This is a genomic window from Candidatus Neomarinimicrobiota bacterium, from assembly GCA_017656425.1.
Classification (GTDB): domain Bacteria; phylum Fidelibacterota; class UBA2242; order UBA2242; family B5-G15; genus JACDNV01.
This window is the reverse complement of the sequence record JACDNV010000030.1, coordinates 1-14,594: the sequence shown is the minus strand read 5'-3', so window position 1 is coordinate 14,594 and position 14,594 is coordinate 1. Positions and strand designations below refer to the sequence as shown.

The window sequence follows — 14,594 nt, the reverse complement described above, 5'->3', positions numbered from 1 at the left end:
CGTATAAAGACCAACGGGAATTTATGAAAGACCTGCGACGTGTCTATCAAGCTCCTACTAAAGCAGTGGCGGAAGAAGAATTAGTCCAGTTAGAGAAGAAATGGGGGCAACGCTACCCCATTGTCATTCGCTCCTGGAAGAGTAAATGGGAGCATCTTTCCACTTACTTTGAGTATTCCCCTGAGATCCGAAAACTGATTTATACTACCAACCCGGTAGAAGCCCTACATCGAGGATTTCGCAAAGTCACCAAAGCCAAAACAGTTTTCCCAACCGATGCAGCACTGGAGAAAATGCTTTACCTGGCTTATTTAGATATCTCGAAAAAATGGAAAAAAGCCATCAGGGACTGGACAAAAATTATTGCCCAGTTGGCTATCCATTTCGAAGGAAGATTAAACCTGGAGCTCTAATGAAAAGAGGTATTTACACAAAAAATGAAACAGTCTCTGTAAATATCATAGAGAAATTTCCTCTCCCATCTCCCAGTTTTTATACAAAATTCCAGCTTAATATTTAATATTTCGTCAACTTTATTATCTCCTATACTCAAATACCTTCTTCCACTTTGCCAATACTCACTATACTCCATACATATTATTCCTCCTACTAACCTCAAACAGGATTTTTCATTAGGAAATATCCTAACAACTCTCGTTCTCCTCTTTATCTACTCATTCTGCTATGCGATATTCACCATCTCTCTGTAACTTCTTTATCAATATAGACTTTCTTCGTTGTGCCTCATCTATATCAGGTGCCCTGAATACATCCTGTATCCAACATATATATTTCCTTACCTCCCTTCGTGAAAATTTGCTTATGAAATTCCTTATGAAATGTGTATGACACATTTGCCAAAATATACCAGGAAAACTTCTGCTTATTGCATTCTTTAAACCTTCATGATCATCACTGACTATGTAGATTACCCCCTCTTATCCTATCTTTTTCAGTCTACTGAATACCTTTATCCAGTTTCTCTCCCTCTTCACTATATCCTATTTCTACAGACAATATCTCCCTATATCCTTCCTCATTTATCCCTAAAACCATCATTACTGCCTTCTTATTCACTATTCTACTCTCCCTTATATTTTCGTATCGAGCATCTAATACCAAATAGGGATAGCACTTCTCTAAGGTCCTATTTCTCAAGTTTTCTAACACTTTATCTAAATCTTTACATATATTACTAACTGTACTTCTTCCAAATTGCTCACCACATAGCTTCTCCATTATTTTACCCACTTTTCGTGTGGATACCCCCTCAAAATATGACTCCGATAGTGCTAATAGCAATGCCTTCTTACTTCGCTGATATCGATTGAATAATTCTGTCGAAAAATTACCCTCTCTATCCCTCGGTAACCTTATCTCTAATCTTCCCAATCGTGTCAATATATTCCTGTCTCTGTATACATTCCTTTATTCCCTCTTCTCATCTGAACGCTCATATGGGGCTACCCCTATATATTTATCAAATTCTGTATCTACTATCCTCTGCAATGTATCCTGTATTAATCCCCTCATTAACTCTTCATCATTTAATATCACTTCTTGCAATAATCTTTTCTCCTCACTTAACTAATCCTGTCTTGCTTTCTTTGTCATACCTCCCCCCCTTCTTTCATCTTAACTTTCTTTTTCCCTTAACTTAAGGAGGGTATGCTCTTTTTCATCTCATTTACCATTTTTACACAAAATTATTGACACTATCAGTATATCAGATATTATATATTAAAATTTGCATTTTTAAAAAATTATTTTACTTTTGGATAGTTTATTAAAAGTGTAGGATAAAAATGAAGAGATTGATATTTTTAATTCACATTTTGTATCTATCAATAATTATATTATATCCTCAAGTAAATAAAGTAAAATACGAAAAGAAGTATGAAGATCCTGTATTGAGAGAATTAAGAGAGAAGGAAGAGAGAGAAAAAGCTTATAAAGATTCGATAACACAGGAAATTAGAAAGAGACAAAAAGAACAAAAGAAGAAAGAGTTAGAGGAAAGGAAGGTACTAAGATTTGATTTTGTAGATGTGAAAAAGCCGGAATCACCTGAAGTATTTAGAAAGGTATGGCATTTTCAACCGGTGGCTCAATATAGAACCGGTACATGCTGGGCATTTAGTTCTACGAGCTTAATTGAGTCGGAAGTCTATAGATTAACAGGTGAAAAAATAAAACTGTCTGAAATGTATATTGTATATCATGAGTATTTGGACAAAATAATCAGATATATTATAAAAAGAGGGGATTCAGAATTTGGACAAGGCTCTGAGTGTAATGCTATTTTTAGAATAATAAGGAAGTATGGTATAGTACCGTCTGAGTCATATCCAGGAATTAAATTTGGTGATAAATATGATCATTCAATGATGTTTTCAGAGTTGAAAAAGTTATTGGATTTTGCTTATGAAAATGACTTATGGGATATTGAAGAAATTTTACCGATGGCAAAGGTTATTTTAAATAAATATATGGGAGAGCCTCCAAAGGAAATTAAATGGAAAAAGAAAACTTACACACCTGTTGAATTTGCAACAAAGGTATTGAAGATAAATCCCGATGATTATGTTGATATTATGTCTACTTTGTCAACTCCTTTCTATACGAGGGGAGAATTTAAAGTTCCAGACAACTGGTGGCACTGTGCTGATTACTATAATGTTCCTCTGGATGTATGGTATGAAACTTTAAAAAATGCCATAAAAAATGGTTATAGTGTTGCAATAGGTGGTGATGTGAGCGAACCGGGATATAACGGGTTTGAGGATGCTGCAATAGTGCCTGATTTTGACATACCTCAGCGTTATATAAACCAGGACTCACGGGAGTTTAGGATATATAATAAAACAACGACTGATGACCATGGAGTTCATCTCGTTGGTTATACCCAGATTGATGGGCATGATTGGTTTTTGGTAAAGGATTCAGCCAGAAGCTCAAGGCATGGAAAGTTTAAGGGATATCTTTTTTATCGTGGGGATTATATAAAACTTAAAATGCTTACTTATACTGTCCATAAAGATATGGCGTATGATATTTTGAATAAAGTAAAAGAATAATGGAAAGAATATATAACTGTAAAATTAAAAAATTTTACTCTTTTCTATAAAAATTTATAATGTTTAGGTTATTTAAATTGATTTATTGACTTCCTCATTGTAAAGAAATAAATTTTGTTGTATAATTGATAGTAAAATGAAAGTAAGAATTAGATTAATAATAGATACAGTATCAAAAAGGAAATCATTACCCATCATTATATTACTTTTGGGTGATGGGGGGAGCTAGGATTAAATCCATTTAAAGAATAAAAATCCTGGCTCCCTTCGAAAGAAGGGATTTTTTTTATAATAAGGAGGTAGCTAATGAGAAGTGATTTAATAAAAAAGGGACTGGATAAATCCCCACATAGAGCATTATTAAGGGCAGTGGGTCTAAAGGACCAGGACTTTAGTAAACCATTTATTGGAGTTGTTAATTCTTTCTCTGAAATTGTTCCCGGACATAAACACTTAAATAAAGTTTCGGAAATAGTGAAAGAAGCAATAATAGAAGCTGGTGGAGTTCCCTTTGAATTCAATACTATTGCTGTTTGCGATGGTATTGCAATGGGGCATAATGGAATGAGGTATAGTCTTGTTAGTCGGGAGATAATTGCGGATTCCATTGAAATAATGGTAAATGCTCATAACTTCGATGGATTAGTATTTATACCAAATTGCGATAAAATAATACCTGGTATGTTAATAGCGAGTGTAAGACTTAATATACCCTCTATTTTTGTTTCGGGTGGACCAATGAGAGCAGGGAAGTGGAAAGGTAAAAATATAGATTTAATTACGGTGTTTGAGGGTATCGGAAAGCATAAATCTGGTGAGATTGATGAAAAAGAATTATTGGAGATAGAGAGAAATGCGTGCCCGGGGGTGGGCAGCTGTGCAGGTCTATTCACAGCTAATTCAATGAACTCTTTGATGGAAGCCCTAGGTATTGCACTTCCAGGAAACGGGACAATTCTGGCGGAAGATGATAGAAGGTTAGCTTTGTATAAATCAGCAGGTAAGAGAATCGTTAATCTTGCAAAGGGAAATATTTGTCCAAGAGATATAATTACAGAAAAAAGTATAGATAACGCTTTTGCTGTTGATATGGCAATGGGGGGATCGACAAATACCGTTTTGCACTTAATGGCGATTGCAAATGAAGCAGAAATATATTATGATTTAAACAGAATAAATCAGATATCAGAAAAAGTGCCTAATATATGTAAAGTTTCTCCATCAAGCAATTATCATATGGAAGACGTTGATAGAGCCGGTGGAATTTCTGCGATTATAAAGGAAATATCGAAAATAGAAGGCTTAATTAACAAAGAATGTATTACTGTGACTGGGAAAACAATATATGAAAGTGTTAGAGATGCCGAAATAAAAGATGTTGAAATTATAAGACCAATTGAGAATGCATATAGCAAGAAAGGTGGGTTAAGGATCCTGTTTGGTAACCTAGCCCCTGAAGGCGCTGTTATAAAATATGCAGGTGTTGATAAAAGCATGCTTAAATTCGAGGGACCTGCGGTAATTTTTAATAGTCAAGAGGAAGCGTTGGACAAGATTATGTCCGGTGTGGTAAAGCCTGGAGATGTAGTGGTTATACGCTACGAGGGTCCAAAAGGTGGACCTGGTATGCAGGAAATGTTGTCACCTACATCACTTATTATGGGGCTTGGGCTTGGAGATAAGGTAGCTTTGATAACCGATGGTAGGTTTTCAGGAGGGACAAGGGGTGCATGTATTGGGCACATATCCCCTGAAGCTGCAGTTGGTGGTCCAATAGGATTACTGGAAGATGGAGATATTATTCATATTGATGTTGAAAAAGGTCTATTAGAGGTTAAATTAAGTGAAGAAGAATTAAATGAAAGAAGAAAAAGATGGGAACCATTGCCACCAAAGGTAAAAACTGGAGTTTTAAAACGCTATGCGAGCATGGTAACATCTGCGAGTAAAGGTGCAGTTTTTAAAAAATAAAATATTGGGTGAGCTATGGAAAAAGAAATAACAGGAGCGAAGATTGTTATAGATGCCTTTAGAAATGAAGGTGTTGACAGGATATTTGGCTACCCTGGTGGGGCAGTAATTCCAATATTTGACGAACTTTATAATGCTACTGATATTAAGGTAATACTGACAAGGCATGAACAGGGAGCTGTGCATGCTGCTGATGGTTATGCAAGATCAACAGGTAAAGTTGGTGTAGTTATAGTCACTTCAGGACCCGGTGCAACAAATACTATTACAGGAATAGCTACTGCAAAAATGGATTCAGTTCCATTAATTGTAATAAGTGGTCAGGTAAAAACCGGTCTTATTGGATCGGATTCCTTCCAGGAAACAGATATGGTTGGTTTAACCAGACCAATTACAAAACATAATTATTTAGTCAATCATATTGAGGAACTGCCACATATATTAAAAGAGGCATTTTACATAGCTAGGACAGGTAGACCCGGTCCAGTGGCTATTGATATACCTGTAGATATTTCTGTTGCCAAGCTGAAAGATTACAAATATCCGGATTCTGTCAATTTACCTGGTTATAAGCCTGTTTATGAGGGAAATGTAAAGCAGATAAAAAAAGCAGCCGATGAAATTTCAAAAGCAGAAAGGCCCCTCCTTTATATAGGCGGTGGGATAGTAATGTCTAATGCTCATCAAGAAGTTAGGGAACTGGCTAAAAGAACAAATATTCCGGTTGTTTCAACACTTATGGGGCTCGGCTCTTTTGAATCTAATCATAAATTGTTTCTTGGAATGCCAGGAATGCACGGTACATATGCAGCAAACCATGCGTTAATGGAGTGTGATCTGTTAATAGCTGTTGGAGTAAGGTTTGATGACAGAGTAACAGGTAATTTGAAAACATTCGCTACAAAAGCAACTGTGATTCACATTGACATAGATCCAGCTGAGATTGGTAAAAATGTAAAAGTTCATATCCCGATTGTTGGTGACGCTAAGAAAGTACTTACAAAATTAATTGAATATGTTAAACCAAGACAAAGAAGTAACTGGAATGATAACGTAGAAGCATGGAAGAGGGAATATCCACTTAAATATAACCAGAAAGAAAAGAGAGAAATATTGCCTCAGTATGTTATAGATTCATTGAATGGAATAGTGCCGGAAGATACTATAATAGTTACAGACGTTGGTCAGCACCAAATGTGGGCTGCTCAGTATTACAAGTATAAATATCCAAAGACACTTTTGACTTCCGGTGGACTTGGCACTATGGGTTACGGTTTGCCTGCAGCTATAGGTGCAGCGATCGGTAATCCTGATAAAACTGTAATACTTATATCTGGTGATGGTAGTATTCAAATGAATATTCAGGAACTTGCTACAGCACATTTGAATTGCGTAAACGTAAAAATATTGATTATGAATAATGCTTATCTTGGAATGGTTAGACAATGGCAGGATCTTTTTTGGGATAGAAGATATTCATCAACTTGTTTAAAAAGGAACATTAATTGTCCCGATGTGTGTGACGGTTCTCATAAAAAGTGTCCTGAATATTATTGCCCAGATTTTATCAAACTTGCTGATTCATATTATATTAAAGGATACAGAGTTGAAAATCCGGATGACGTTGTTCCTACATTAAAAGAAATTGTTTCATTTAAAGGGCCTGCGCTGGTGGAATTTGCTGTCCATAGAGAGGAAAATGTTTTCCCAATGGTTCCAGCAGGTAAATCTTTGAATGAAATTTTAGTTGATGATTGGAGATAAAAACTAGAGGGTAAAAACTATGCAGGAAAAACATTCAATAGTTGTAACAGCAATTAATAAGCCAGGAGTGCTTGCCAGAATTTCATCATTGATAACCCAAAGGGGATATAATATAGAAAATGTGATAGGGACAGCAACCGAGGACCCAAACATTTATAAGTTGAATTTTGGTATTAGAGGAACTGATGAACAAATTGAAAAAATCGTAAAACAACTTAATAAACTCATTGATGTAATTAAAGTTGAAGATATTTCTCACAAAAAGAATTTTATTATCAGAGAATATCTTGTTATCAAGGTAAGAGCAACAAATTCAAAGAGAACAGATATTTTCGAGCTTATTGATGTATTCAGAGCTAAAATACTCGATGTATCAAAAACATGGATTACAATTGAACTCTCAGGACCCCCGCGTAAAATCAGTAGGTTTATTGAATTACTATTGCCTTTTGGTATTCAACAATATATCAGAAGCGGAGAAATTGCATTAAGAGAATAAATGATTTGTTAGGAGGGAAAAAGATGTCATTAAAAATTTATTATGACAGAGATGCAAAACCAGAACTATTAAAAGGTAAAAAAATTGCAGTAATTGGTTATGGTAGCCAGGGCCATGCACAGGCACAAAATTTGAGAGATAGCGGTTATGATGTAATAGTTGCCGAATTGGAAGGCACATCTAATTACGATCTTGCTGTAGAGCATGGTTTTAAACCTGTATCTGCTGAAGAAGCTGCAAAACAGGCTGATATTGTTCAAATGCTTGTTCCAGATGATGTCCAAAAAAAGATTTATTATGCAAGTATTGAAAAGCATATGAAAAAGGGGAAAGCACTTGTTTTCAGTCATGGATTTAATATTCATTACAACCAAATAATTCCAAGTAAAGATATTGATGTGTATATGGTTGCTCCAAAAGGACCAGGGCACCTTGTAAGACGCACTTATCAAAAAGGTGAAGGTGTCCCTGCACTTATTGCTGTATATCAGGATGCAAGTGGAAAAGCAAAAGATATGGCAATTACTCATGCCTGCGGTATTGGTGCGGGGCGAGCAGGTATTATTGAAACAACATTCAAAGAAGAAACAGAAACGGATTTATTTGGTGAACAAACCGTCCTTTGTGGTGGAGTTACTGAATTGATTAAGGCTGGTTTCGAAGTACTTGTTGAAGCAGGTTATCAACCTGAAATAGCTTATTTTGAATGTTTGAATGAGTTAAAATTAATTGTTGATCTGTTTTACGAAGGTGGAATTTCATTGATGTATTATTCAGTTAGTGATACAGCCGAATATGGCGGAATGACAAGGGGTCCAAGAGTAATAAATGATGATGTTAAAGATAGGATGCGTCAGATACTTAGAGAGGTACAGGATGGTACTTTCGCTAGGGAGTGGATACTTGAAAACCAGGCTGGAAGACCTGTGATGAATGCATTGAGATATGAACATAAAAATTTACTTATTGAAGAAGTTGGTGAAAAATTGCGTGGTATGATGAGCTGGCTAAAGGGGAAAAAATAAAATTTATCGATTTGGAGAAAAAGAAATGAAAAGTGAAAAAGAAGAGGTAGAAGGTGTAGTAAGAATTTACGATACAACATTGAGAGACGGTTCGCAGAGTGAAAATATATCATTTAACTTACAGGATAAATTAAGAATTACAAAAAAGTTAGATGAATTCGGGGTACATTATATCGAAGGTGGATGGCCCGGATCAAATCCTAAGGATGCATTATATTTTAAAGAAGTTAAGAAGATAAAGCTTAATAATGCAAAAATTGCAGCATTTGGAAGCACAAGGCGTGCAAAATTTAAAGTTGAAGATGACCCCAATATCCGAGCACTTGTCGAGGCAGATACTCCTGTAGTTACGATTTTTGGAAAGTCTTGGATACTCCACGTCGAGAAGGCTTTAAATATAACCCCAGAACAGAACCTGGAATTGGTTTATGATTCCATAAAATATCTGAAAGATAAAGATAAAGAGGTAATTTTTGATGCTGAACACTACTTTGATGGTTTTAAAGACTCAGAGGATTATGCACTAAGAGTAATAAAAGTTGCCGAAGAAGCTGGAGCCGATTGTATTGTTCTTTGTGATACAAATGGTGGAAGTCTGCCTCATGAAGTTGCTGAAATCATTACTAAGACCAAGAATTATACCACTAAACCACTTGGTATACACGCACATAATGATTCAGAGCTGGGAGTAGCAAATAGTATAATAGCAGTACAAAATGGATGTGTGCACGTTCAGGGAACAATAAATGGATATGGAGAAAGGTGTGGTAATGCGAATTTATGTTCAATAATACCTAACCTCCAAATTAAACTGGGATACAAGTGTATACCAGATGAAAACCTGAAAAAACTAACACATATATCATGGTTCATATCTGAGGTGGCAAATCTATCTCACCAATTCAACATGCCCTTCGTTGGACAGAGTGCATTTGCCCACAAAGGAGGAGTCCACGTTAGCGCTGTGTTGAAAAGCGTTCGAACATATGAGCATATAGATCCAGAGCTTGTGGGGAACAAGAGAAGAGTACTTGTGTCTGATCTTTCAGGCCGTAGTAATATTCAGTACAAAGTAGAAGAATTGAATATTGATCTAAAAGGAAATGAAGATAAGATTCCATTGATTGTAAATAAGTTGAAAGAGTTAGAACACGTAGGATATCAATTTGAATCGGCAGAAGGCTCTTTCGAACTTCTTGTAAACGAAGTTTTAGGAACTTATAAAGAATATTTTGAACTTGAGGGATTTAGAGTGCTTGTTGAAAAGGAAAGAAATGAGGACCCGAGATCAGAAGCTACAATTCGTTTAATAGTTAATAATGAAAAAGAACATTCAGCAAGTGAAGGAAATGGTCCTGTAAATGCTCTTGATAAAGCGCTAAGAAAGGCTTTAATTAATTTTTATCCTGAATTGAAAAATTTAAAATTAACTGATTATAAAGTTAGGGTTCTTAATGGATCTGGAGGAACGGGAGCAAAGGTTAGGGTACTTATAGAATCTACATCAGATATAGGAAACATAAGGACTGTTGGTGTTTCTGAGAATATAATAGAGGCAAGCTGGGAAGCTATAATCGATAGTGTGAAGTTTTATTTAATGAAAAAGAAGATAGAGTAGTTTCCCTAGGGAGGAAAAAAATGAGCGAAAATAAAATATATATTTTTGATACAACTTTAAGAGATGGTGAACAAAGCCCTGGAGCATCGCTAACTATTGATGAGAAGTTGATAATAGCAAAGCAGTTGGAACGACTTGGCGTTGATATTATTGAGGCTGGTTTTCCAATATCCTCAGAGGGAGATTTTAAGGCAGTTAAGCTCATTGCGAAAAATATAAAAAATTCCATAGTTTGTGGGCTTTCAAGAGCATTACCTAAGGATATAGATGTATGCTGGGAAGCTGTGAAAGAAGCAAAATACCCCCGTATTCATACATTTATTGCAACCTCTAACATCCATATGGAGAAGAAGTTAAAGAAAAAACCTGATGAAGTGGTTGAAATGGCAATTGAAGCTATTAGAAGAGCAAAAAAATATTGTAGTGATGTTGAGTTCTCACTTGAAGATGCAACAAGGACAGATTACGATTTTATGGTAAGAGTGGTTAGAGAAGCAATAAAAGCTGGGGCCTCTGTTATAAATATACCAGATACCGTTGGTTACGCTATACCAAGAGAGTTTGCAGATAGAATAAAGTATCTTTTTAATAATGTTGAGGAATTGGATAGAGTTATCATAAGTGTTCATTGTCATAATGATCTTGGAAATGCTGTAAGTAATTCACTTATAGCAGTTGAAATGGGGGTAAGACAGATAGAATGCTGTGTGAATGGTATTGGAGAAAGAGCAGGTAATGCTGCTCTGGAAGAAGTTGTTATGAATCTTGTTACAAGAAAAGATTATTTTAAAAAAGAAGTCAATATAAACACAAAGGAGATTTATCGTACAAGCAGAATGGTTTCGGAACTAACTGGTATAGAAATTCAGAGAAATAAAGCCATTGTTGGTATAAATGCTTTCGCGCACGAATCTGGAATACATCAGCATGGTGTAATTAGTGATAAAGAAACCTATGAAATAATGAAACCAGAAGATATTGGATGGAAAGGTGAGACATTTGTAATAGGGAAGCATAGCGGACGTCATGCTATAAAATTGATTCTGGAACAGGAAGGTTACATCGTATCTGATGAGCAACTTGATACCATTACAAAGCATATAAAAGACCTCGCAGATAAGCAAAAATCTTTAGAAAAAGAAGACCTTCTGGCAATAGCTAATGATGTAATAGGAAGGCTCTCCGAAAAGGAGGTTAAAATAAGGCTTAAAGAATTTAATGTTGTTTCTGGTAGCGGTGTAACGCCTACAGCATCCGTAAAGTTAGAGATAAACAATGAGGAAAAGATTGGCTCAGCTATTGGTGTAGGTCCTGTTGATGCTTTAAGCAATGCTATTTTATCTGTGCTTGGCTCTGATATTAAACTCGAAGATTATGGGTTAAAATCTGTCACTGGCGGTACAAATGCCCTTGCAAAAGTAAGAGTCAGATTAAGAGACAAAGAAGGCAACGTTTTCTCAGCTTTTGGAGTTGATGAGGATATAATAAAAGCCTCTGCACTGGCAATAGTAGAAGGATTGAATAGAATACACACTTTTGGAAAGGTTTGATTTTACAGGAGGTTAATAAGTGGGACAAACAATTGTGGAGAAAATTCTTGCGTACCATTCAGAATTGGATACTGTAGTTCCAGGCCAAATAGTTAATGCCAAAATAGACCTTATTATGTGTCATGATGTTACAACGACGCCTGCAATTGATATTCTTGAAAAATACGGAATTAAAAAGGTTTTTGATCCAGACAAAATCGTCATAATGCCCGATCATTTTATTCCAAATAAAGATATTAAATCTGCCGAGATGGTGAAAAGAATAAGAACCTGGGCAAAGGAGCAAGGGATAAGTAAATTTTATGAAATTGGGCGTCACGGTATATGTCATGCATTATTACCAGAAGAGGGATATGTCAAGCCTGGAATAACAATAATTTGTGGAGATTCTCATACAACAACCCATGGGGCTTTTGGTGCCTTTGCAACCGGAATTGGTAGTACAGACCTTGCTGCTGCTCTTGCAACCGGGGAGTTATGGTTTAAGGTACCTGAGACAATTTTAATAGAAGTGACAGGGAAGTTGCCCGAATGTGTTTATGCCAAAGATATAGTTTTGAAAATCATCTCAATACTTGGAGTTGATGGTGCTACTTATAAAGCGATAGAGTTTACTGGGAATATAATTGAAGAAATGTCTATGGAAGGTAGAATGACAATTTGCAATATGGCTATTGAAGCGGGGGGAAAGACAGGAATCATCAAAGCTGACAATAAAACAAAAGAATATCTTGATAAAAAAGGCGTAAGAGGTGGTTATACAATTTTTGAAAGTGATGAAGATGCAAATTATTGTTCCGTAATTAAAATCGATGTCTCTGATATGGAACCCGTAGTTGCATTTCCACACCTTCCGAGCAACGTAAAAGGTGTATCTGAAATTAGAGACGATATAGCAATAGATCAGGCATTTATTGGTAGTTGTACCAATGGTAGAATCGAGGATTTAAGAGTTGCTGCGAACATATTAAAGGGTAGAAAGGTTGCTAAAGGTGTGAGAATGATAGTAATACCGGCAACCACAGAGGTTTGGAAACAGGCGGATAGGGAAGGTTTGCTTTATACTTTTATGGAGGCAGGGGCAGCAGTATCTACTCCAACATGTGGTCCATGTCTCGGTGGACATATGGGAGTTCTTGCATCTGGTGAAAGATGTATCAGCTCCACAAATAGAAATTTCGTTGGCAGGATGGGAAGTCCTGAGTCAGAGGTATTTCTTGCTAGCCCTGCAACAGTGGCAGCAAGTGCAATTGAAGGAAAAATAACAGACCCAAGGAAATATCTGTGAGGTAAATTATGAAAGGAAGAGCAATTGTTTATAAGAAAGATCATATTAATACAGATGAGATTATTCCTGCAAGGTATTTAAATACAGACAGACAAGAAGAACTTGCTTTGCATGCAATGGAGGACCTTGATTTGAATTTCAAAGAAAAGACTAAATGGGGGAGTATATTGGTTGCTGGTGAAAATTTCGGTTGTGGTAGCTCTCGAGAACACGCTGTATGGGCACTAAGAGGTGCTGGTATAAAAGCTATTGTCTGTGAATCATTCGCGAGAATATTTTACAGGAATTGCATAAATAATGGATTTTTAGCTATTGAATGTAAAAATGCATCAAAATATATAAATGATGGAGATATAATTGAGCTGAATTTAAAGGAAGGAGAACTAAAAATTAAAACAACAGAGCAAGTTTTAAGATTTCAACCTTTACCAAAATTTGCCCTTGAAATAATTGAATCCGGTGGGTTAATGAGTTATATATCAAAAGGGGGTAAATTTTAGAGATGGAATATAAAATAGCGGTTTTACCAGGAGATGGAATTGGTCCTGAGATTGTAAATGAAGCAGTAAAAGTAATTAATACAATCAGTAATAAATATAATTTAAAGATAAACTTAAAATATGGACTGGTAGGTGGTTCTGCCTGGGATAAGTATAAGCATCATTTACCTGAAGAAACTTTAGAAGTTTGTAGGCAGTCGGATGCGATACTTTTTGGTGCGGTTGGTGGACCGGTTAATGAACAAAATCTGCCCAAATGGAAAGGTGCTGAAAGAACAGCATTGCTGGGATTACGAAAGGAATTTGATTTATTTGCTAATCTAAGACACATCAGATTACCTGATTACCTGATAGATTCTTCACCATTAAAAAATAAAATTATTAAAGATGGATTTGATATAATGTTTGTTAGAGAACTTACAAGCGGGATATACTTCGGAGATCCAAAAGGAAGAGAAGGTAATGACAGTAATGAAAAAGCATATGATACAATGGTTTACAAACGCTGGGAAATAGAAAGAGTAACAAGGGTCGCATTCGAAATTGCGAGAAAAAGAAATAAGAAATTAACCTCGATTGATAAGGCAAACGTATTAACCACTATGGTTTTCTGGAGAGAAGTAGTCGAAGAGCTCTCAAAAGATTATCCTGATGTAAAATGCGAACATATGCTTGTTGATAACGCTGCTATGCAATTGGTAAGAAATCCGGCTCAGTTTGATGTTGTACTTTGTGGAAATATGTTTGGTGATATATTGACTGATGAAGCTGCTGGGGTTGCTGGAAGTCTTGGGATGTTACCAAGTGCTTCATTGAGAGATGATAATTTTGGATTATATGAATCAGGTGGTGGCTCAGCACCTGATATCGCGGGGAAAAATATAGCAAATCCTGTAGCACAGATATTAAGTGTTGCGATGATGTTCAGATTTACCTATATGAGAAGTGATATTGCAGATGATATAGAAAAAGCTGTGGATAGTGTTTTAAAGAAGGGATATAGAACTCGCGATATCGCTTATAGCGATTCTAAGATAGTTACCACATCAGTGCTTGGTGATTTAATTTGTGAAGAGATAGAAAACCAATAGAAGTATTACAATAAATAAATTTTTAACATATAAAAGTAAAATAAATAAATAATTAAAAAAAAAAAAAAAAAAAAAAAAAAAAAAAATTTAAAAAAAATAAAATTTAATTTTTTTTTTTTTTTTTTTTTTTTTTTTATAAAAATTTAAAATACCTTTTTAATATTAAAATTTAATAAAGTTTATTATGGTTTTGATTGTTTTTTTTTTAATA

15 protein-coding genes are annotated in these 14,594 nt (G+C 35.4%); 11 read left to right on the top strand and 4 right to left on the bottom strand.

Going from position 1 to position 14,594, the window contains the following annotated elements:
• A partial coding sequence (locus tag H0Z29_11905) for a transposase (GenBank protein MBO8132188.1) occupies positions 1-413 on the top strand: 413 nt, incomplete at its 5' end.
• Here the strand turns inward: H0Z29_11905 and H0Z29_11900 are convergent.
• From H0Z29_11900 to H0Z29_11885, 4 genes are read right to left on the bottom strand one after another with little or no spacing between them, the layout of a single operon-like run.
• Positions 410-670, bottom strand: a complete 261-nt coding sequence (locus tag H0Z29_11900; protein ID MBO8132187.1) for a transposase — start codon at positions 668-670, stop codon at positions 410-412. The genes H0Z29_11905 and H0Z29_11900 overlap by 4 nt on opposite strands.
• A 4-nt stretch (positions 671-674) precedes the next feature.
• Positions 675-929, bottom strand: coding sequence for a transposase (locus H0Z29_11895; protein MBO8132186.1), 255 nt, complete (start codon positions 927-929; stop codon positions 675-677).
• Positions 930-957: 28 nt separating this feature from the next.
• Entirely contained in the window at positions 958-1,401 is a 444-nt protein-coding gene (locus tag H0Z29_11890; protein MBO8132185.1) for a transposase, read from the bottom strand.
• 27 nt (positions 1,402-1,428) lie between these two features.
• Entirely contained in the window at positions 1,429-1,566 is a 138-nt protein-coding gene (locus H0Z29_11885; GenBank protein ID MBO8132184.1) for a hypothetical protein, read from the bottom strand.
• Between the two features lie 239 nt (positions 1,567-1,805).
• Between H0Z29_11885 and H0Z29_11880 the strand changes: the two genes are divergently transcribed.
• From H0Z29_11880 to leuB, 10 genes are all read left to right on the top strand, one after another.
• The gene (locus tag H0Z29_11880) at positions 1,806-3,077 is read left to right on the top strand and encodes a peptidase C1 (GenBank protein MBO8132183.1); all 1,272 of its coding nucleotides are present in this window, start codon (positions 1,806-1,808) and stop codon (positions 3,075-3,077) included.
• 306 nt (positions 3,078-3,383) lie between these two features.
• The gene (gene ilvD, locus H0Z29_11875) at positions 3,384-5,048 is read left to right on the top strand and encodes a dihydroxy-acid dehydratase (protein ID MBO8132182.1); all 1,665 of its coding nucleotides are present in this window, start codon (positions 3,384-3,386) and stop codon (positions 5,046-5,048) included.
• Between the two features lie 15 nt (positions 5,049-5,063).
• Positions 5,064-6,812: a biosynthetic-type acetolactate synthase large subunit gene (gene ilvB, locus H0Z29_11870; GenBank protein ID MBO8132181.1), complete on the top strand. Its 1,749-nt coding sequence runs from the start codon at positions 5,064-5,066 to the stop codon at positions 6,810-6,812.
• 19 nt (positions 6,813-6,831) lie between these two features.
• Positions 6,832-7,311: an acetolactate synthase small subunit gene (gene ilvN / locus H0Z29_11865; GenBank protein ID MBO8132180.1), complete on the top strand. Its 480-nt coding sequence runs from the start codon at positions 6,832-6,834 to the stop codon at positions 7,309-7,311.
• 23 nt (positions 7,312-7,334) lie between these two features.
• Positions 7,335-8,336 (top strand): ketol-acid reductoisomerase, encoded by a 1,002-nt coding sequence (ilvC, locus tag H0Z29_11860; protein MBO8132179.1) that lies wholly within the window; start codon positions 7,335-7,337, stop codon positions 8,334-8,336.
• A 25-nt stretch (positions 8,337-8,361) separates the two neighbouring features.
• Positions 8,362-9,954, top strand: a complete 1,593-nt coding sequence (locus H0Z29_11855) for a citramalate synthase (protein MBO8132178.1) — start codon at positions 8,362-8,364, stop codon at positions 9,952-9,954.
• Positions 9,955-9,974: 20 nt separating this feature from the next.
• The gene (locus tag H0Z29_11850) at positions 9,975-11,504 is read left to right on the top strand and encodes a 2-isopropylmalate synthase (GenBank protein ID MBO8132177.1); all 1,530 of its coding nucleotides are present in this window, start codon (positions 9,975-9,977) and stop codon (positions 11,502-11,504) included.
• Positions 11,505-11,523: 19 nt separating this feature from the next.
• Entirely contained in the window at positions 11,524-12,792 is a 1,269-nt protein-coding gene (leuC, locus tag H0Z29_11845) for a 3-isopropylmalate dehydratase large subunit (protein MBO8132176.1), read from the top strand.
• 8 nt (positions 12,793-12,800) lie between these two features.
• Positions 12,801-13,292, top strand: coding sequence for a 3-isopropylmalate dehydratase small subunit (locus H0Z29_11840; protein ID MBO8132175.1), 492 nt, complete (start codon positions 12,801-12,803; stop codon positions 13,290-13,292).
• Between the two features lie 2 nt (positions 13,293-13,294).
• Positions 13,295-14,383, top strand: a complete 1,089-nt coding sequence (gene leuB / locus H0Z29_11835; GenBank protein MBO8132174.1) for a 3-isopropylmalate dehydrogenase — start codon at positions 13,295-13,297, stop codon at positions 14,381-14,383.
• The last annotated feature ends 211 nt before the right edge of the window (positions 14,384-14,594 follow it).

Excerpts from the sequence above, each read along its gene's own strand:
- leuB (MBO8132174.1), top strand. The coding sequence starts at position 13,295 with ATGGAATATAAAATAGCGGTTTTACCAGGAGATGGAATTGGTCCTGAG.
- ilvB (MBO8132181.1), top strand. The coding sequence starts at position 5,064 with ATGGAAAAAGAAATAACAGGAGCGAAGATTGTTATAGATGCCTTTAGA.
- H0Z29_11880 (MBO8132183.1), top strand. The coding sequence starts at position 1,806 with ATGAAGAGATTGATATTTTTAATTCACATTTTGTATCTATCAATAATT.
- ilvN (MBO8132180.1), top strand. The coding sequence starts at position 6,832 with ATGCAGGAAAAACATTCAATAGTTGTAACAGCAATTAATAAGCCAGGA.
- ilvD (MBO8132182.1), top strand. The coding sequence starts at position 3,384 with ATGAGAAGTGATTTAATAAAAAAGGGACTGGATAAATCCCCACATAGA.
- H0Z29_11855 (MBO8132178.1), top strand. The coding sequence starts at position 8,362 with ATGAAAAGTGAAAAAGAAGAGGTAGAAGGTGTAGTAAGAATTTACGAT.
- H0Z29_11840 (MBO8132175.1), top strand. The coding sequence starts at position 12,801 with ATGAAAGGAAGAGCAATTGTTTATAAGAAAGATCATATTAATACAGAT.
- ilvC (MBO8132179.1), top strand. The coding sequence starts at position 7,335 with ATGTCATTAAAAATTTATTATGACAGAGATGCAAAACCAGAACTATTA.
- H0Z29_11850 (MBO8132177.1), top strand. The coding sequence starts at position 9,975 with ATGAGCGAAAATAAAATATATATTTTTGATACAACTTTAAGAGATGGT.